The organism is Nocardia sp. NBC_01377 (assembly GCF_045040005.1).
Lineage (GTDB): Bacteria > Actinomycetota > Actinomycetes > Mycobacteriales > Mycobacteriaceae > Nocardia > Nocardia noduli.
This window is the reverse complement of record NZ_CP109566.1, coordinates 3,992,021-4,011,513: the sequence shown is the minus strand read 5'-3', so window position 1 is coordinate 4,011,513 and position 19,493 is coordinate 3,992,021. Positions and strand designations below refer to the sequence as shown.

The 19,493-nt window shown below is 66.8% G+C and carries 15 protein-coding genes; 11 read left to right on the top strand and 4 right to left on the bottom strand.

Annotated elements, in window-relative coordinates; all coding sequences use genetic code 11:
- Positions 1-143: 143 nt before the first annotated feature.
- The gene (locus tag OG225_RS18485; RefSeq protein WP_405182808.1) at positions 144-1,103 is read right to left on the bottom strand and encodes an Acg family FMN-binding oxidoreductase; all 960 of its coding nucleotides are present in this window, start codon (positions 1,101-1,103) and stop codon (positions 144-146) included.
- A gap of 215 nt (positions 1,104-1,318) precedes the next feature.
- A complete protein-coding gene (locus tag OG225_RS18480) occupies positions 1,319-1,789 on the bottom strand; it encodes a hypothetical protein (protein ID WP_405182807.1) in 471 nt (156 codons plus the stop codon).
- 228 nt (positions 1,790-2,017) lie between these two features.
- Here OG225_RS18480 and OG225_RS18475 point away from each other — a divergent pair, with 228 nt between their 5' ends.
- From OG225_RS18475 to OG225_RS18455, 5 genes are all read left to right on the top strand, one after another.
- On the top strand, positions 2,018-3,232 hold the full coding sequence (locus tag OG225_RS18475) for an IS110 family transposase (protein WP_405179552.1): 1,215 nt from the start codon (positions 2,018-2,020) through the stop codon (positions 3,230-3,232).
- A 310-nt stretch (positions 3,233-3,542) separates the two neighbouring features.
- Complete coding sequence (locus OG225_RS18470; RefSeq protein WP_405182806.1) at positions 3,543-4,541, top strand: Acg family FMN-binding oxidoreductase; 999 nt, start codon at positions 3,543-3,545, stop codon at positions 4,539-4,541.
- Positions 4,542-4,677: 136 nt separating this feature from the next.
- Positions 4,678-5,598, top strand: a complete 921-nt coding sequence (locus OG225_RS18465) for a universal stress protein (protein WP_405182805.1) — start codon at positions 4,678-4,680, stop codon at positions 5,596-5,598.
- Positions 5,564-6,562: an Acg family FMN-binding oxidoreductase gene (locus OG225_RS18460; RefSeq protein WP_405182804.1), complete on the top strand. Its 999-nt coding sequence runs from the start codon at positions 5,564-5,566 to the stop codon at positions 6,560-6,562. The genes OG225_RS18465 and OG225_RS18460 overlap by 35 nt, the downstream gene beginning before the upstream one ends.
- Before the next feature lie 158 nt (positions 6,563-6,720).
- Positions 6,721-7,491 carry an SDR family NAD(P)-dependent oxidoreductase gene (locus tag OG225_RS18455; RefSeq protein ID WP_405182803.1) on the top strand — a complete coding sequence of 257 codons (771 nt, stop codon included), beginning with the start codon at positions 6,721-6,723 and terminating at the stop codon, positions 7,489-7,491.
- Between the two features lie 80 nt (positions 7,492-7,571).
- On the opposite strand, the gene ppsA is transcribed toward OG225_RS18455, so the two are convergent.
- Positions 7,572-9,863, bottom strand: a complete 2,292-nt coding sequence (gene ppsA, locus OG225_RS18450; RefSeq protein WP_405182802.1) for a phosphoenolpyruvate synthase — start codon at positions 9,861-9,863, stop codon at positions 7,572-7,574.
- A gap of 268 nt (positions 9,864-10,131) precedes the next feature.
- Here ppsA and OG225_RS18445 point away from each other — a divergent pair, with 268 nt between their 5' ends.
- The 6 genes from OG225_RS18445 to OG225_RS18420 all read left to right on the top strand — a co-directional run bounded on the left by OG225_RS18445 (position 10,132) and on the right by OG225_RS18420 (position 16,041).
- Entirely contained in the window at positions 10,132-10,461 is a 330-nt protein-coding gene (locus OG225_RS18445; RefSeq protein ID WP_405182801.1) for a sporulation protein, read from the top strand.
- A gap of 142 nt (positions 10,462-10,603) precedes the next feature.
- Complete coding sequence (acsA, locus tag OG225_RS18440; RefSeq protein WP_405182800.1) at positions 10,604-12,412, top strand: acetate--CoA ligase; 1,809 nt, start codon at positions 10,604-10,606, stop codon at positions 12,410-12,412.
- On the top strand, positions 12,409-13,401 hold the full coding sequence (gene pdhA, locus OG225_RS18435; RefSeq protein ID WP_405182799.1) for a pyruvate dehydrogenase (acetyl-transferring) E1 component subunit alpha: 993 nt from the start codon (positions 12,409-12,411) through the stop codon (positions 13,399-13,401). The genes acsA and pdhA overlap by 4 nt, the downstream gene beginning before the upstream one ends.
- The gene (locus OG225_RS18430; RefSeq protein ID WP_405182798.1) at positions 13,398-14,366 is read left to right on the top strand and encodes an alpha-ketoacid dehydrogenase subunit beta; all 969 of its coding nucleotides are present in this window, start codon (positions 13,398-13,400) and stop codon (positions 14,364-14,366) included. Before pdhA ends, OG225_RS18430 begins: the two co-directional genes overlap by 4 nt.
- Before the next feature lies 1 nt (position 14,367).
- Positions 14,368-15,786, top strand: a complete 1,419-nt coding sequence (locus OG225_RS18425) for a dihydrolipoamide acetyltransferase family protein (protein ID WP_405182797.1) — start codon at positions 14,368-14,370, stop codon at positions 15,784-15,786.
- Positions 15,787-15,789: 3 nt separating this feature from the next.
- Positions 15,790-16,041: a phosphopantetheine-binding protein gene (locus OG225_RS18420; RefSeq protein ID WP_405182796.1), complete on the top strand. Its 252-nt coding sequence runs from the start codon at positions 15,790-15,792 to the stop codon at positions 16,039-16,041.
- Between the two features lie 96 nt (positions 16,042-16,137).
- Here OG225_RS18420 and OG225_RS18415 read toward each other — a convergent pair whose 3' ends face one another.
- Complete coding sequence (locus OG225_RS18415) at positions 16,138-19,344, bottom strand: beta-phosphoglucomutase family hydrolase (protein WP_405182795.1); 3,207 nt, start codon at positions 19,342-19,344, stop codon at positions 16,138-16,140.
- Positions 19,345-19,493 lie beyond the last annotated feature (149 nt).

Here is a 19,493-nt window from a genome sequence, read left to right as displayed (position 1 = left end):
CTCGGTTTCGGGCGCGCGGTGACCGCGGTTCGGGACGTCTGGGCTGTGCTGGGTGTTCGTGTCGAGGCGACAAAGGTACGGAGTCGGCAGGGAACTGAGTGGCCCCACTCGCTGCACGGTCTCGCCGAACACATAGCCTGTCCTCACCCGATGATCAGGACTTCATCGACTGGTCGTCGGGGTGTGCGCGGCGGTTTCGGCGCGGTGGCGCGACCCAGACGCACGAAGATCTGGGGGTGGGACTCACCCATCGCCTCGATAACCCGCGCGCGCGTCGCGGGCATTTCCGTGAGATGGCTCATCACGCAGGTCGACAGGCCATACTTGGTGCACTCCAGGAGCACCGCCGATAACGCCTCACCGCAAACCAACAACGATTCGACGGCGTCGTCGTGGCTGACGAGTGCGATGATCCGTGCCTGGTCGTTGTGCTCCACCCCTTGGTCTGCTGTGCCGGTGAGGAATTCGCGGTTGGCCGGGACACGGGCAGGGTCCTCGCGAGGCGGCAGGGCCGAGGCGGGGACACCCGCGTACGGACCGGCGCCGCCGAGCCACCAGGCGAGCTCGGATTGATAGTGGGGGTCTCGACGCCGCAATGCCGAGGCACTCCACGAGATCTTGCCGAGTGTGGCCCGTGTCCGGTCATCGATCGGCACCAGGCGAGTGTCGTGCTGACGGCACACCTCCCCCAAGACCGGTGCGAGGTCGGGCCATCGTTCTGTGGGGCCGTAAGGCGCGCGGTCCGAGTATCGGGTGTCGATCGCCGCGGCGAGTTCGAAATCGGTGTCCGATGGGGCGTGGCGTCCGTGGAATTCGAGCGAAGCCAGATGGGTGCGGTCGCCCGGTTGCGGGAAGCGCTCGAGTCGTGGCCGCCACCAGGTCGCGTTCCACGCTGCGACCGCGTGGTGCAGAACGGCGCCACAGCCGATGATGCCCTGTCGGTTGAAGGCATCGGTGACAGGCAGAAGTCGTTCGGCGTCGACGGCCAAGGCCAAGCGGACGCCGTTCCAGCGCCATTGCCAGGGCTGGCTGTTGTGTAATGAGGGCGCTCGGTTCGCGCGCGCGAGGACTGCGCGGACAGTGGTCTCGTCAGGAGCGGTCATTCCGGCTCCCTGTCATCGTGTGTCCTGGATGAGGCGGCCGTTGTCGGGCGGCGCGGTGTGGTTTCACGGTTTTCTCGTCGACAGGTACGTGGTGATGATGACCATCACGGCGAAGACGACGGCGACGATCACTACTGCGAGGGGCCAATTCACGATAATTGCCTTCCATTGTTTGCTGGGACAGGTGCCGATCGAGCCGCCGTAGTGGTCACAGATCAGGTGCCGAGGACCATCCGTGGAGATACAGCCGCAGCACGCGATGCTCGGCCGGTCGCGTGGTGACGGTGTCGCCACAGTCCGTACGCCAGCACGCACATCGCCGATCCGAGCAGGCCGAGTACGGGTTGCTGCCAGAGCGAGCGGCCGATGACGATCGGCTGGATGGTGACCCAGGCGAACAAGAGCAGACCGCTACCTCCGCACAGCGTGACAACGCCCTTCCACGAGCGCAAAGCCGCCACCGCGCTGACCGTCATGGGGATTCCGACCACGAGTGCCAACAGCATGGCGGCGATGCCCGGGCTGTGGAACGGCAGCCGGGCGGTTGTCTCGGAGCCGAGATCCGCTCCCGCGCCGGAGGCGAGACCCACCGCACCGGCGTACGCCCAGATGGCCACGAAGGCCGCGACGCTCGCGAGTGCGGTACGGAAACCACGATCGGTTCGCCGTTGAGCCAGCGTCGACATGATCACTCCCTAAGTTTGTAGGTGTCTGGGGTTGGTGCCCTGGATGCCCAGAGCGGTGGGGTGTAGCTGATGGTTGCTTGCCGTTGGTTTGGCTTCAAAGGACTGGCTGCCCCACCGCGCTGGACACTCCGACCGCTGATTGAGAGCTTGTTGCGGGTCGTCGCTGTTTAGGGATCTGTCGGCGGGGTTGTCCACGGGCGTAACCGTTTTCGAGTCAGGAGCACGCGGGTGACTACTCGCCCTCAGATGTGGGTCGGGATCGACGTCGGCAAGCAAGCGCATCACGCGTGCGCGGTCGACGAGACCGGCAAGACGGTGTTCAGCCAGAAATTCGGCAACGACCAAGCCTCGATCGAGACGTTGATCGCCCGCGCCGGCCAGGCCGCGCAACAGGTGCGGTGGGCGATCGATCTGACCAGTCCGATGGCGTTGCTGCTGATCACGGTCTTGTTGGCCGCTGATCAAGCGGTGACGTATGTGCCGGGCCGGGTGGTCAATACGATGGCCCACGGATTCCGCGGCGAAGGGAAAACCGACGCCAAGGACGCGAAGGTGATCGCCGAGACCGCCCGCATGCGCCGCGATCTGGGGCAGGTCACGATGCCCGACGAGCTGGTGGTCGGGTTGACCCAGCTGACCAGCTACCGCACCGACCTCATGAGCGACTGGGTCGCCGGGATCAACCGATTGCGGGCTCTGCTCGGGTCGATCTTCCCGACGTTGGAGGCAGCGTTCGATTTCTCGAACCGGACCCCGTTGATACTGGTCGCCGGAATGTGCACGCCTGCGGAGATTTGCGCCGCCGGAATCGACGGTGTCACAACATATTTGACCGACAACGGGGCATGGAAGCCCGGCATCGTCAAGGCCGCGGCCGCTGCGGTCGATGCCGCCGGGCGCCAAAGCCTGGCCCTGCCGGGCGAGGCCGATACCGCGATGCTGGTCAAACGTATCGCCCGAAAGCTGCTGGACCTCGATCGCGAGATCAAGGACACCGACAAGCTCATCACCGCACGTTTCCGGGAACACCCGTGGGCGCACATCATCGAGTCGCTGCCCGGGATGGGACCGGGTTTGGGTGCTGAGTTCCTCGTTGGCACCGGTGGTGACCTGGCCAATTTCGCCAGCGCCGGACGTTTGGCGTCCTACGCCGGTTTGGTCCCGGTCCCGCGCGATTCCGGTCGAGTTTCGGGCAACCTGCACCGTCCGAAGCGCTACAACCGGCGCATGCGGCGTGTCTTCTACATGGCCGCCCTGTCGAGCTTGCGCTACGAGAACGGGCCGTCGCGGCGGTTCTACGACCGAAAACGCGGTGAACGGCAGATACATACCCAGGCCCTTCTAGCTCTGGCCCGGCGGCTGGTCGATGTGTTGTGGGCGTTGCTGCGTGACGGTCGTGAATTCAGCGTCGGCAACCCGGCTCCGGTGGCCGCTGCGGCTTGACACGGTCATTGAGAGTCCTTTCGGCCGCTGCGGCAGACGATTCTCCGCGACAGCGTTTCACTTCCGAGTGTCGCGTTCGGCGTCGATCGCGCGTTAGGGGCGCAGTGCCCCGGTGAGGAGGACCAAAGGCAGGCACAGAACAACGCGTCTCGTGGCGCGGCTGTGTCGAACTCGGTCGAGAACCGAGGGCCTCGAGCGGAAGGTATCGCCGTAGGTCCTCCGGTGCGGGTACATCTTCCCCTAACCGGGAGCGGACCGCGGTGGCAGCGTGAATTCCAGAAGCTCGAAAGGAAGGAAAGGACAACGCAGGATGCGGTACGGACTGCCCGATGTGGAAATCATCGAAACCGCCCTCACGCTCGCGGTGCGCGCGCCATCGGTGCACAACACCCAGCCGTGGCGCTTTCGTATCGTCGACCGCGGCCTGCGCCTGTATTCCGACCCGGCGCGCGCGCTGCGTGTGACAGACCCCGATCAGCGCGACCTGCTGTTGAGTTGCGGGGCGGTGCTGCATCACTTACGCATCGCTTTCGCCTCGCTCGGATGGTCGACCGTCGTGGACCGGATGCCCGATCCACACCGGCCCGACCACCTCGCCACCGTCGAACTGGTTCGATACAGGCCGACGATGACCGATATCGCGCTCGGTGCGGCGATCACCCGACGACGAACCGATAGACGGAGTTTCACCTCCGAGCCCATTCCGCAGGGCTACCTCGGGTTGATGACCGAACGCGCCGCGGCCAATGGCGCCTCGGTGCGCCAGGCCGCGTACGAATCTCGTCGTACATTGGTCGAGACGATGTACGACGCGGCTCGGCGACATGCCGGAGACCACGAATACGCACTCGAACTCGCCGAATGGAGTGGCCGACAAGGCGGTTCGGACGGTGTTCCGTCCGCGAGTACGCCCCGGGCACGCCGGGGGCGGGCCATCCCGAGCCGGATCTTCGCCTCCCCCCGTCTGGTGGATACCTCGCGAGAACCGGACTACGCGGAGTTGCTGGTGCTCGGTACTGTCAGCGACAGTCGGCTGTCTCGCCTGCAGGCGGGTGAGGCGCTCAGCGCGGTGCTGCTGACCGCTACGAATATCGGTTTGTCGACGTGCCTGTTGACCGAAGCGCTCGAGGTCCCCGAACTGCGTCATCGCATTCGTGCCGGAGTGCTGGACGGTACCGCCTACCCGCAAGCCATCATCCGAATCGGGTGGTCGGACAGCGACGTGGCGTTGCCCGCGGTGCCGCGGCGCCCGGTTTCGGAGGTCCTGGAGACCTCCGCAGCGCCACTGTGTGACTCCCCCTCTGTCTGAGGAACACCGGAAACGTGAGGCGTTCGAGTTAGGTGCCACAGGCCCATCGGGGCCGGGACTTTCGTCTCTGCCCTGCGGAACACCGATGCGGAAAGCTCGGTATCAGAGGTGACCGACGCCGATGAAAGGCAAGAAAATGGCAGATGACTCCGCGCAGGCTCGCGGCTCGCGATTGGTGGTCGCTGTCGATAATTCGGCGTCCGCGTACCAGGCCGCGGCATGGGCGGCCGTGACCGCTGCCATGCGCCGATGGCCGTTGCACATTCTGACCTCCATGGGACTTCCCGAGGGGCTCGGGCCGACAATGCCCTTGTCCGACTCGGATATCGAGTCGTTGACCAGTGCCGGTGAGCGGTTCGTGTCCGAGGCCGCCAGGGTGGCCCGAGAGGCAGCACCCGGCGGAGAGCTCGAGATCACCACCGAAGTGGCGTTCGAGGAAGTGCGACCGTTGCTGATCGAACGGTCGAAGTCGGCGTCGATGCTGGCAGTCGGAAGTCGTGGCCTCGGGGCGCTTCAGCGTGGGCTGCTGGGCTCGGTCAGTACCGCGATAGTGCGACACGCGCACTGTCCGGTCGCGGTGATCCACGATATCGCCGGACTGACCGAGGAATGGAAGGTCAGACCGGTACTGGTCGGAGTGGACGGCACCGAGAACAGCAGACCGGCGATCGAACTCGCCTTCGCCGAGGCGTCGCTGCGCAAGGTCGGGCTCACCGCCCTGCATACCTGGAGTGATTCGACCGGAATCGCCGTTCCGATGGTCGGATGGGATTCGATCCGCGAATCGGAGCACGCGCTGCTCGCCGAACAACTCGCCGGCTATCAGGAGCGATATCCCGACGTCCCTGTCACACGGATCGTCGAGTGCGACCGGCCCGCCCGCGCTCTGCTCGACGAATCGGCGGGAGCCCAACTGATCGTCGTCGGCAGCCACGGCCGCGGCGGTTTCGCAACTATGACGCTCGGATCCACGAGCAACTCCCTCCTGCACTCGGCAGAGTGCCCCATGATCATCGTCCGCGATGCGTCCGAAAAGAGGCAAGACCATGACCGGTAAGCACCCTGACGCCCACACCGTGCGAGCCGCGCTGGCCTTGGCTGTGCGCGCGCCCTCGATACACAACAGCCAGCCGTGGCAGTGGCGGGTCGGCGACACCACCGTGCACCTCTACGTCGATGACGACCGAAGTTTGCGTCACACCGACCCGGACAATCGAGATCTGCTCATCAGCTGTGGTGCGGCGCTGCATCACTTCCGTGTGGCCGCGCGCTCGTTCGGCTGGCACACGGTCGTGCATCGGCTCCCGAATCCCGACGACCCTCGGCACCTGGCTGCTGTCGAATTCGTACCGATCACACCGACCGCCGACGTGGTGTCGATGGCGCGTGCGATCGAAGACCGACGCAGCGACAGACGACATCTCACCTCGTGGGAGGTGCCTGCCCCATTCGTCACCGCCATGGCGGCGGCGGGCGCGGCGGAAGGCGCGCAGGTCAGCGAGATTCCGGGAGGAAGCACTCGTATCCGCCTCGTCGAGGCGTTCCGTGAGGCTGCTGCCGCGCACCGGGCCGATCCGGGGTATCAGGACGAACTCGCCCGGTGGAGCGGGCGCCACGCCGATTCCGAAGGAGTGCCCGCCCGCAACGCGGTGCTGTCGCCGGATCCGCTGACACGAGAATTCCACGCCTCGACCCTCACCGAGACGGCGACAGGTGATCTCGACGAGCACGGATCCCTGATGCTCGTGCATACCGGCTCCGACGACAAGCTCTCTCGCCTGCGCGCGGGCGAAGCCGCCAGCGCCGTGCTGTTGTCGGCCACCGTCTATGGATTGGCGACCTGCCCGCTGACCGAGCCACTGGAACTGCCGGGTACGCGGGAACTGCTGCGGGCCGATGTCTTGTCCGACAGCGGCTTTCCGCAACTCGTCGTCCGGGTCGGCTGGGCCGCCACGAGCGCCGCGGACTTGCCTGCCACGCCGCGTCGGGCATTGGCGGAGGTAGTACGGCCGATGGAGTGATTCGCGATCGGCTCAGATTGACATACTCGAAATGAAGAACGATATTCTTCATTTCGAGAGTCAGGAGCTGTGCGGATGGAAACCGAAGGTCTACCGACCGTTGTCGGGCTGTTGGCTCGGCGAGATGACACGATGTCGCCGCCGAGCGGGAGCCTCTGATGGGATACGCGGACGGCGTTTTCGATCTGACCGATCAGGTCGTGCTGATCACCGGCGGCAGCCGTGGGCTCGGGCGCGAAATGGCTTTCGCCGTGGCGCACTGCGGTGCCGATGTGATCATCGCGAGCCGCAACTACGACTCGTGCGTGGCGACCGCCGACGAGATCCGGGAAACCACCGGCCGCCGTGCACTGCCCTATGCGGTGCACGGCGGCCGCTGGAACGAACTCGACGGACTGGTCGACGCCGCGTACGAGCGGTTCGGCAAGGTCGACACGCTGATCAACAACGCCGGGATGCAGCCGGTCTACGACTCGCTCACCTCGGTCAGCGAGAAACTGTTCGACTCCGTACTGAACCTCAACCTCAAGGGCCCGTTCCGGCTGGCGGCACTGGTCGGCGAGAAGATGGTCGAGGCGGGGCGCGGGTCGATCATCAACGTCAGTTCCACCGGTTCGATCCGCCCGACACCGTGGATCGTGCCCTACGCGGCGGCGAAGGCCGGTCTCAATGCCATGACCGAGGGGCTTGCCCTCGCGTTCGGACCGAAGGTTCGGGTCAACACGCTGATGGCGGGCCCGTATCTTACCGATGTCAGCAAGGCGTGGGGGCTGGACACGCTCGAGCCGTCACGCAACCCCTTCGCCACCCACGCCCTGCAACGCGCCGGAAAGCCATCCGAAATCATCGGTGCCGCCCTGTTCCTGGCCTCCGACGCGTCCAGCTACACCACCGGATCCATTCTGCGGTCCGATGGCGGCATCCCCTGATCGAGTCCCGACCGCGGCGACGTCCGAACCCGGGAAGGAGGGGTCCCCCTCCCGGTTCCGGAAAGGTCGTCGGCGTCTGATCAGGTCCGCGGGTCGAGCAGGGCGCGGTCGAGCAGCAGGCGTCGCTCGGCGGCGGCGACGGTGGCGCGGACGGCGGGCGCGGCATCGGGTGTCACCGAGATCGAGGTGATACCCATGCGCACCAGATGCTCCGCGAATTCGGGATGATTCGACGGCGCCTGACCGCAGAGCGAGGACGTGATGCCGTGTTGCCGCGCGGTGGACACGATGCGTCCGATGGCGTCGAGCACGGCGGGATCGGATTCGTCGAACAGTTCGGCGCATTGCTCGGAATCACGGTCGACACCCAGCATGAGCTGGGTGAGGTCGTTGCTGCCGATGGAGACTCCGTCGATGCCGAGGCCGATGTACTCGGGGAGCCAGTGCACGACCGAGGGGACTTCCGCCATGACCCAACGGTGCAGGCCGCGATGGCGTCCGAGCGGGCTCGCGTCGACCAGTTCCAGGCAGGCGGCCAGCTCCCAGCGGGTGCGCACGAACGGAATCATCAAGTGCAGGTTCGGTGTTCGTTCCCTGACACGAGCTATCGCGGCCAATTCGAGATTGAACAACTCGGGCTCGCGAACGTAGCGGTAGCAACCTCGGTAGCCGATCATCGGATTGTGTTCGACCGGCTCGTAGCGGGAGCCGCCGGTCAAGGCGCGGAACTCGTTGCTGCGGAAATCGGTGGTCCGGTAGATGACCGGTCGAGGCTGGAAGGCCGCCGTGATGCGGTGCAGTGATTCCGCCATTCGGTCGATGAACAGATGCTCCTCGCCGCGTGCGATCAGATCTCGCGGATGCCTCCCGCCGAGCGCCTGGGTCAGCAAGGTCTCCGCGCGGAGCAGCCCGACCCCGTCGACGTCACCCGCGGCGACCCGTTCGGCGGCATCGGGTATCGCGAGGTTCACGTAGACCCGAGTCGCGGTGGGTACCTGAATCACACCCGGGACGCCGGTCGGGAGACGACTGGACTCGGTCGCGATCGGCTCCGCCTCTCCCGCGCGGACCTCACCTGCCGCGCCGTCCACGGTGACCATCGACCCGTCCGCCAATGTCGTTGTCGCGGAACGTGTGCCGACGATGCACGGGATTCCCAGTTCGCGGGCGACGATGGCGGCGTGGCAGGTCATGCCGCCGTTGTCGGTGACGACGGCGGCGGCGCGGGTCAGTGTCGGAAGCCAGTCCGGGTTGGTCATCGGCGCGACGAGGATTTCGCGGTCTCGCAACGAATGTCCCTGAGCGGGGGAGGACAGCACGCGCACCACGCCGCTCGCGATTCCGGGGGCGCCGGCCAATCCGCGTACCAGGACACGGGTGGGCACCGGGCCCGCGATGGGACGTCGGGTCGGTTCGTCGTGCAGGGTGGTGATGGGGCGTGCCTGCACGAGCCACAGGGTGTCGTCATCGAAGACCCATTCGACGTCCTGCGGAATCCCATCGTGGTGTTTCTGCACCTCCAGTGCGAGTTCGGCGACCGCGGTGGCCTGCTCTTCGCTCAGCACCGGGGCAGCGGTCTCGGCATCGGACAGACTGACCTGCCGATCGCCATCGGGTCCGGCGACGATCGCGTAACTCTGGTGGCCGGTGCGCGTGTCGAGTCGAGTCGGTCCTTCGGCGTCGAAGATATAGGTGTCGGGTTCGGTAGCGCCGGAAACCACGACCTCGCCCTGGCCGCGGGCGGCCTCGATCACCACCCGGTCCCTGCGTCCGCTCGACGGGTCAGCGGTGAACGCGACCCCCGAGCGCTGTGCGTTCACCATGCGCTGGATGACAACGGCCATCACCGGACGCCCTCGCATGCCTCGTCGCGCCCGGTAGGTGACCACACGGGGAGTGAAAAGCGACGCCCAGCAGTCGACGACGGCCTCGAGTACTTTGTCGTCACCGCGCACGTTGGTCCGTGAGATATTCATGCCGGCGAAGGACGAAGTGGCGCTGTCCTCGCCGATCGCCGACGAGCGGACCGCGACGGGAACCTGGTCGCCGAGTCCGCGATAGGCGGACAAGACCGCTTCGCGGACCACGCCGTCGAGGGCTGCCTCGTGTACGAGTTCACGCATCCGCAGACACGACTTCGCGATCCGGGACTCATCGGTGATCGAATCGAGCGCCTCACCGTGTAGGCGGTCGAGTTCGGGGCCGTGCGGACCCGACGTGATCACCTGCTCGTAGCAGGAACGCAAGATCACGAAACCCGGCGGAACGGGCAGGTCGCCCGCCACCAACTCTCCGAGGTTGGCTCCCTTGCCGCCGGCTATATCGGTATCGGCGAGCCGCAACTCGCGGAAGTCGGCCACGTACTCGCCCATATCGGCTCCGATCTGCGCATCAGGACTGTGTCGCCTCAGCCTCGCGCAGTCGCGAGCGGGTAGTCAGAGCCGTCGTGCCCGGGTGCTGGGGACCAAGGGCCTCATCTCTGCGGCCGTGGCGAGCAGGGGGCCCGCGCCGTGCCCATTTCTGATGCCGTTACGCCTTCGAACAGCGGGCCGAAAGACCCTCGGCGCGACGGTATCCGTGGCCGAGACTGGACTCGGCCGAGCATCCGCTCAGGCCTTGACCGATAGATAGGTCCGGCACATGAAAATCGATGAATTGATGACTCTCGCGAAAGATTCGATGACGGTACGGCGTGTCTACTCCGATCCCGTGCAGAGCGACGGAGTCACCGTCATCGAGGTCGCAGCGGTTTCCGGCGGCGGTGGCATCGGCACCGGGAGCGACAAAGACGGTGGTGAGGGATCCGGAGGCGGGTTCGGTCTCGGAGCCAAGCCGGTGGGCGTGTACGTGATCGAGAACGGACGACTGACGTGGCGGCCCGCTGTCGATGTCAATCGGCTCGCGATGCTCGTCGGCATCGTCGCGGTAACCGCACTGCTCGTCGGGGCGCGCATCGTGACCGCCGACTGAGGTCGACGTCATGCGCGCTCGCTGCCACGACACAGAGGTCCCTGCCGGGGCGGTCGAGGGTCGGAGACCCCCTCGATCGGTGACTTTGCTCCTGCGATCGGTGGGCCAGAGGCTCTGCCCCCCGGCCTGCCGCAGCGAGACGATGAACAACATGACCGAGACAAACGCGGCAGGCGTATCGGCGGGCGGCTTCTCCGGATGGGCGCCCATCGAGAAGTCGTCGTCGCAACGCTCGCAGGCCAACATCATCGATTACGACCGAGTCTGTCGTGAATTCAGTTGGGACGCGGCGCGATCGCAGCTGTCCGGGCTGCCGAACGGCGGCGTGAACATCGCCTGGGAAGCGGTCGATCGGCATCTCGGCAGCCCGACCGCCGGCGTCGTCGCTCTGCGTTGGCTCCGCGCGGACGGGCAGGTCGTCGAATACACCTACGCCGCACTGGCCGCGGCGACCAACCGGTTCGCGAATGTGCTGCGAGACAACGGAATGCGCGTCGGCGATCGGGTCGGAGTGCTGCTCGGACGCACCCCAGAGCTGTATATCGCGGTTTTGGGAGCGCTGAAGGCCGGTTGCGTCGTCTCCCCGCTCTTCTCGGCGTTCGGGCCGGAACCGGTGCGACAGCGCTTGGCGATCGCGGAGGCCGCCGCTGTGGTGACCACGGCGGCGCTGTACCGCCGCAAGATCGCCCCCATCCGCGAGGAGGTACCTACCCTACGGACGGTCCTGCTCACCGATGGCGGCCCCGATGGCGTCGACCTGCCCGCCGCGATGGCTGCCGCGGATGATCACTGCGCCCCCGCGCCGACAGGCCCCGAGGATCCGGCGCTGCTGCATTTCACGAGTGGGACCACTGGTAAGCCGAAGGGCGCCCTGCATGTGCACGGGGCGGTGCTCGCGCATCGGATCACCGCCGGATACGCCCTCGACCTCCGCGCCGGCGACGTCTTCTGGTGCACCGCGGATCCAGGCTGGGTCACCGGTATGTCCTACGGGGTGATCGCACCCCTCTGCCTGGGAGCCACGGTGATCAGCGACGAATCGGAATTCGACGCGAAACGGTGGTATCGGATACTCGACGAACAGCGGGTATCGGTGTGGTACACCGCCCCGACCGCCCTGCGGATGCTGATGCGAATGGGTGATCGCCCTCCCGACGGCACCGATCTGTCGGCGCTGCGGTTCGTCACCAGCGTCGGCGAACCGCTGAACCCCGAAGTCGTCGTCTGGGGCGAACACGCGCTCGGGCACCCCGTGCACGACAACTGGTGGCAGACCGAGACCGGCGCGATCATGATCGCCAACCTCGCGGCCACACAGGTGCGCCCCGGCTCGATGGGCCGCCCGCTCCCCGGTATCGAAGCGACCACGTTGCGACGCGGCCCCGACGGGCGTGCCGCGGTCACCGACGGTGCGGTGACATCCGCCGAACCAAGCGAGGTCGGGGAGCTCGCCCTACGGCCCGGCTGGCCGTCCATGTTCCGGACCTACTGGGGGGAGCCGCACCGGTACGCACAGTGCTTCGCGGGCGGCTGGTACCTCAGCGGCGACTTGGCCCGCCGGGACACCGACGGCTACTACTGGTTCGTCGGACGCGCCGACGACGTCATCAAGTCCGCAGGACATCTGGTCGGCCCCTTCGAGGTCGAAAGCACGCTGCTCGAGCATCCCGCGGTCGCCGAAGCGGGCGTCATCGGCACTCCGGACCCCGTCGCGGGGGAGTTGGTCAAGGCCTTCGTACTCCTGCGCCCCGGCTACGAGGCCACCGAGGAACTGCGCGCCGACCTGCTCGCCTTCAGTCGTAAGGCATTGGGCGCGGTCGCGCCGAAGACCATCGAGTTCACCGCCGCGCTGCCGCACACCCGCAGCGGCAAGGTGATGCGCAGACTGCTCAAAGCACGCGAACTCGACCTCCCCGAAGGCGATGTGTCGACCCTGGAAGGCCCGTCATGACCGACACCGACTTCGCGGCGACCGAATTCGGTTCCTTCGACCGGATCGGTCTGCTGCGCCAGATGATTCGCATCCGACATTTCGAGCAGCGATGCGTTCAGCTCTACAGCGCCGAGAAGATCCGCGGGTTTCTGCATCTCTACATCGGAGAGGAAGCCGTCGCGGCCGGACTCCTCGGTGAGCTGACCCCGCAGGACGCTGTCGTATCGACCTATCGCGAGCACGGTCACGCCATCGCCCGCGGCATTCCGATGACGGCGCTGATGGCCGAGATGTTCGGCCGCTCGACCGGGTGCAGCCGGGGCCGCGGCGGATCGATGCACCTGTTCGACGCCGACCTGCGCTTCTACGGAGGCAACGCGATCGTCGGCGGCGGGTTGCCGGTCGCCGTCGGGCTCGCGCTGTCCGACGCGATGCAGGGTCGCGACGCGGTCACGGTTTGCCTGTTCGGTGACGGCGCTGTCGCCGAGGGCGAATTCCACGAATGTCTCAACCTGGCCGCGCTGTGGCGGCTTCCGGTGCTGTTCGCCTGTGAGAACAACAGATACGCGATGGGCACCGCGCTCGCCCGCGAGCACGCGAACATCGACCTCGCGTTGCGCGCGGGATCCTACGGGCTGACGTCGTGGCCGGTCGATGGAATGGACGCGATCGCGGTGGCGGCGGCCACCCGCAGGGCGATCACCTCGATCAAAGGTGGCGGCGGACCATGTTTCCTAGAACTGCGCACCTACCGATTTCGTGCCCACTCGCTCTACGACGCGGATCGCTATCGATCCAAAGAGGAGATCGCGGACTGGAAAGAACGTGATCCCATCACCACCCTCGGTGCCACGCTCGGTGCTTCCGGCGAACTGGATGAAGCCGAGCGGGCTTCGATGGACTCCGCGGCAGAAGCGGAGTTGGACGCGGCCATCGCCGCCGCGGAGGCAGCACCGGAAGAACCGGTGGCCGACTTGACCAGGTATGTCTACGCGGAGCCGTCATGACCACCTACCGCGAGGCGATCGCGGAAGCGATCCGCGAGGCGCTGCACCGTGACGACCGTGTCTTCCTGATGGGGGAGGATGTCGGCGCCTACGGCGGCTGTTTCGGCGTCAGCCGTGGCATGCTCGACGAGTTCGGCCCGCGCCGGATCCGGGATACCCCGTTGAGCGAATCGGCGTTCGTCGGCGCGGGAATCGGCGCGGCACTGGGCGGCATGCGCCCGATCGTCGAGATCATGACCGTCAACTTCAGCTTGCTTGCCCTCGATCAGATCCTCAACAACGCCGCCACCTTGCGCCACATGTCGGGAGGACAGCTGGGAGTGCCGCTGGTGATCCGGATGGCGACCGGGGCCGGGCGCCAGCTGGCCGCCCAGCATTCCCACAGTCTCGAGTCCTTCTACGCGCATATCCCCGGCCTGCGGGTCGTGTCTCCCGCGACCGTCGCCGACGCCCGCGGCATGCTGTGGGCCGCCTTGGAAGACCCGGATCCCGTGCTGATCTTCGAACCGATCGCGCTGTACAACGCCGAAGGCGAACTGCCCGCGGACGGTGCGGTGACCGATATCGTTCACGCGGCGATCCGACGTCCGGGAACCGACGCCACCATCGTCGCCTACGGAGGCAGCCTGCGGGTGGCCGAAACGGCAGCCGAGCGGTTGGCCACCGAAGGGATCGCGGCCGAGGTCATCGACCTCCGTGTGCTGCGCCCGCTGGATGAGACCACCGTCTTGGAGTCCGTCGCGCGCACACACCACCTGGTGATCGTCGACGAAGGGTGGCGCAGCGTCGGCATCGCCTCCGAAATCGCCGCCCGCGTAGCCGAATCCGGCTACTACGAACTCGACGCTCCGATCCGCCGGGTGTGCACCGCCGAAGTCCCGATCCCTTACGCACGCCACCTGGAGGAGGCTGCCCTGCCGCAGCCCGCGACTGTCGTCGACGCGGTACGCGCGGTGGTGAGCTGAGATGGTCGAATTCCGGATGCCCTCCCTCGGCGCCGATATGACCGAGGGCACGCTGCTGCGGTGGCTCGTAGCACCCGGCGAGGCGGTACACACCGGCCAAGTGGTCGCCGAGGTCGACACCACCAAGGCGGCCATCGAAATCGAATGCTTCGACGACGGGATCCTGGCCGATGTGCTCGTTCCGGAAGGCGCCACCGTGCCGGTCGGCACCGTCCTCGCGACGATTCGTCCGCAGAGGGCCGACGACAGTGCGCCCACCACCGCCGATTCCACGGTCGGGCAAAGTATCGGTGAGGACGCGGCCCCGAACCGCATCGAAGCGGAAGCGCAGGTCGCAACCCTGCCATCGGAGCAGCGGGCCGCCGATCGTGTACCCGAACCCGATGTGCACGCCACCCCGCTGGTCCACCGCCTGGCCGAGGAGGCCGGACTCGATCTGGGGTCGATCACCGGTTCCGGACCCGGTGGACGAGTCCTGCGGACCGACGTGGAACAAGCCACCGCGAAACGTCGCAGCGGTGACCACGATCGGGTGCCCGCATCGGGTTACGCCCGGCGCCTCGCGGCCGAATTCGGTGTCGATCTGGTCGGCGTCGGCGGCACGGGGCCCGGTGGCGCCGTACTGGCCGGTGACGTCCTCGCCGCCCGGTCGGCGTCGTTCGCCGCACCCGCGCCACCCGCGCCACCCGCGCCACCCGCGACGGCTGCCCCCGCACCGCCCAGCACGAGCGCGGAACAACCCGCGCCACAACGGGATCGCGACGAGATCCGACGGGTCATCGCCGCCGCGATGACCCGGTCGAAGCAGACGGTGCCGCACTACTACCTGTCCAGCCCGATCGATATGGACGCCGCGCTGCACTGGCTGCGCGAAGTGAACCTCGACGCACCGGTCTCGGCGAGAATCCTGCCTGCCGCCCTGTTGCTGCGGGCTGTCGCCGGCGCCGCCCGCGCGGTGCCGGAGCTGAACGGGCACTGGATCGATGACACGTTTCGCCCGGTCGATTCGGTACACGTGGGCGTGGTGGTGTCGCTGCGTGGCGGCGGCATCATCGTACCGACCATCCCGAACGCCGACACCCTGTCGGTAGCCGAGACCATGGAGCGGCTGCGGGCCCTGGTCGCCCGCGCCCGCGACGCTCGTCTCCGTTCGGCGGACACCACGACGGCGACCATCACCGTCACCAATCTCGGCGATCTCGGTGCGGAAACCGTCTTCGGCGTGATCGCCGTGCCACAGGTCGCGATTGTCGGCTTCGGTGCGATCGAGCCGCGGCCGTGTGCCGTGGACGGGCTGCTCGGTGTCCGTCCGCAACTGACCGCGACGCTTTCCGGTGATCATCGCGCCAGCGATGGCGTCACCGGGTCGCGCTTTCTCCACGCCTTCTCCGACCTGCTACAACATCCCGAGGAGCTGTGAGCCGTGCCCGAGACCCTGACCAACGCCCAAGCCGATCAACGTGTGCGAGCTGCCCTGCGCGGGTTCGGATCCGATGCCGAGGTGGCCGCGCTGTCGTCCGACGAACCGTTGCGTAGCGCCCTGGAACTCGATTCGATCGACTTCCTGACCTTCGTCGAACGCCTGTCCGAAGTGCGCGGGGCGCGCATAGAAGAGGACGATTACCCTCGACTGATCTCGATCCGCTCGTGTGTCGAATTCCTGCTGACCCGATAGGTATCGGACATCCGCCGCGGGCAGGTCACCGCTCTCCGGTCGAACTGACGACGGCGACTGTCGATCGGACCGTTGTCCGCTCGGGCGTCGAAATCTCTACCCGAGCGCGATGTCCCACGTTTGGCCCGCTCCGAGGGTCCGTTGCTGGTCCTCCACGGAAACCGATATCGGATCGGCACTGCTGGGATGCAGACGCAGCGTGATCCGATGATGGTTCACGGTGATCGTCAGCGGTTGGTCGCGGTAGCTGAGGGTGAATTCCACCTCGCGCAGTTCGAGGGGCAACACCGGGTGCAGGCGCAGGGTGTCATGGCGGGTTTCGACTCCGCCGTAACAGCGCAGCACCATATCGGCGGTGCCGGCCATCGCGCCCAGATGCACGCCTTCGCGAGTGGTGCCGCGCTGGGTGTCGGCGACGTCCGCGTCCAGAGCCTGGGTGAACAGCGACCAGGACAGGGCGCGGTTGGTACGGGCCAGCACCCATGCGTGGATCAGGCGACTCAACGTGGAGCCGTGGCTGGTGCGGGCGAGATAGTAGTCCACGGTGCGCGGGATCAGCGCTGGCGGTAGCTCGTAGCCGAGGCGCTCGAAGATCTCACGCAGTTCCTCCGCGGAGAACAGGTAGAACAGCATCAGCACATCGGCCTGTTTGGACAGTTTGTAGCGATTGGTCGTGTCGCCCTCGGCCTGCAATATCAGGTCGAGGCGACCGATATTGCCGTAGCGGGATCGGTAAGCGTCCCAATCGAATTCGGCGAGATCCTCGTACCCGTCGAACTGGCTGATGATGCCGTCGGCATGGAACGACACACGCAGGCGCCGACTGATCCGGTCCCAGCGCCGCGGTTCGTCCGGTCCCAGACGAAGCCGGTTCCACAGGGGCGCGCAATCGTGACCGGACAGCAATTCCACCACCTCGTGGGCGCGGGCGAGCACCCAGGCGGTCAGCACATTGGTATAGGTGTTGTTGCGGACCCCGAGGCCGGGGGTGTCGGGGTAGCCGTCGTGATACTCGTCGGGACCCATGACTCCGCTGATGTCGAAGCGATCCGTGGCCGGGTCGTGTGTCGCGAGGTCGGCGAACAGGCGTGCGACCTCTACGAGTATCTCGGCGCCGTTGTCGATGAGGTATCGCAGATCCGCGGTGGCCTGGTAGTACTGCCAGACGCTGTAGGCGAGGGCAAGTCCGACATGACGCTGGCGATGGGAGTGGTCGGGCATCCATTGCCCGTTGCGGACGTTGAAGAGTTCCGTCGGAGTTTCCTCGCGCCCGTCGCTGCCGCTCTGCCAGGGAAACAGCGCCCCGCCGAGTCCCAGTGCGCGTGCCGCGGTGCGCGCCGCTGGTAGCCGTCGGTAGCGGTAGCTCAGAAAGGCGCGGCTCAGTTCCGGTCGACGCAGGGTGAGCACGGGATAGACGAACAACTCGTCCCAGAAGATGTGGCCGCGGTAGCCCTCTCCGTGAAGTCCGCGGGCGGGCAGGCCCGCGTCGGTATCCGGGCAGGCGGCGACCGTGGCTTGCAGCACATGGAAGACATGGAGGTTCAGCGCGAGCCGATGACCGCGGCCGTCGCCCAGACGAATGCCGAAGCGGTCCCAGAGCTGGGACCACGCGTCCATGTGAGCGGCCACCAGCGCACCGAAACGAGGAGCCTCATCGATGCGCTGGACGGCCGCCAGCGCCGCGGTCGACAGGCCACGTTCGCGAGAGGTCGCCACGGCGGCGATCTTCTCGATGACGACGGGACACGCGGGTGCTAGGGCAAGGGTCAATTCGACACCGGGACGTTCGATCTCACTGTGTGGCCGGAGGTCGACGGGTGCGGCGTCGGTATGGGTGCGTGCCGCGATGGCGATCGTGATGCCGGACTGGCCGGTGACAGCCTCGTAGAGCACGGTCCGGTCGTCCAGCGCCCGATGGTGGCCCGAGCTCAGGTGCCGACCGTTGAGTGCGCGATCGGCTGCCACATTGCGATTGGCGACCTGTCCGTCGATCTGCGACGTGACCACGACGGTTCCCGACCAGTCCTCGGCCTCGACGCCGAGCTCGATGGCGGCAAGATGGGGGTGGGTCAGAGACTGGAACTGGCGTGTGGTCAGGCGTGTGGTCCGGCCGAGGCTGTCGCGGTACCGGTTCGTCCGGGTGAGTACGCCGGCGCGCAGATCCAGATCCTGGTGGTGGCCGATCATTTCGGGGCACCCGGGATACAAGAGCGGACCCTGGTCCGCTCGTACTCTCAGCACGGTCCAGTCCGGGGCGTTGACCAGGTGTTCGGATTCGTCGTCGTGGTCGTCGAGACGGGTGGTGACGCGGTTGTAGATTCCGGCGAGGTAGGTGCCGGGATAGTGCACCGCGTCCGCGACACAACCCGGTGACGCGCCTCGGGTGGCCCAGTAGCCGTTGCCGGTGGTGCACAGCGCTTCGCGTGCGCCCTCGTGTGCGGGCTCGAAGCCGTCGTAGATCAGATTCCATCCGCCCGCGGTCGTCGTCGTCGCGCCGCCGCACCAGCGCGTCGGCGAAGGTTCCGCGAAGGTGACGCCGGTGTGTGCGATCAGGGGCAATTCCGCGAGGTCGGTGACGACGAGATCGGCTCCGGCCTCGGTCAGTTGTGCTCGTGTACCCGTACGGTCGACTCCGACGACGAGACCGAAGCCCGCCTCGGCTGCCGCGCGCACGCCCGCGGTGGCGTCTTCGAGCACGACCGCATCGATCGGTTCGACGTGCAGGCGGCGTGCCGCCTCGACGAACATGGCCGGGTCGGGTTTGCCTGCCAGAGCGAGCCTCGCCGCGTCGGTGCCATCGACACGCACGGTGAACAGGGAGGTGATCCCGGCCGCGTCGAGCACCGCGGTGCTATTGCGGCTAGCGGTCACCAACGCCGTGGGAACCCCGGCGGCGCGCAGACCATCGAGCAGTCGGCGGGCATCGGGAAATACGCACACACCGACGCGAGCGAGTTCGGTGGCGAACAGACGTTGTTTGCGAGCGGCCAACCCCGCCACGGTCCAGGATTCGGATGTGTCGTCGGGTTCGCCCTCGATGACGCGCAACCCCCGCGAGCTCAGAAAGCCGCGTACGCCGTCTTCGCGACTGCGGCCGTCGACAAAGAGCCGGTAGTCGTTCACGGGGTCGAACGGCCGCTCCGAGGGGTCCGCGAGTCGAGCGAGCACTTCGTCGAACAGGATCTTCCACGATTTGGCGTGGATGGCGGCGGTGTCGGTGACCACGCCGTCCATATCGAATACGACTGCGCCGTAATCGTTGACCGTTCGCCCTGGGGACGAGGGGAGATTCTCCAGTCGCATAGCGGTTCTCGTTCCCCGTTCGGATCTGTGGATTCGGGCCACACGCTGTCGCGGTGCGGCGTGTCGCAACGCTTCGCGGTCGTGGCCCGAACCTCCCTAGCGGGAAGTCTGTCCTGACATCGCAATTCTCCTCGGTCGTGAACACCGAC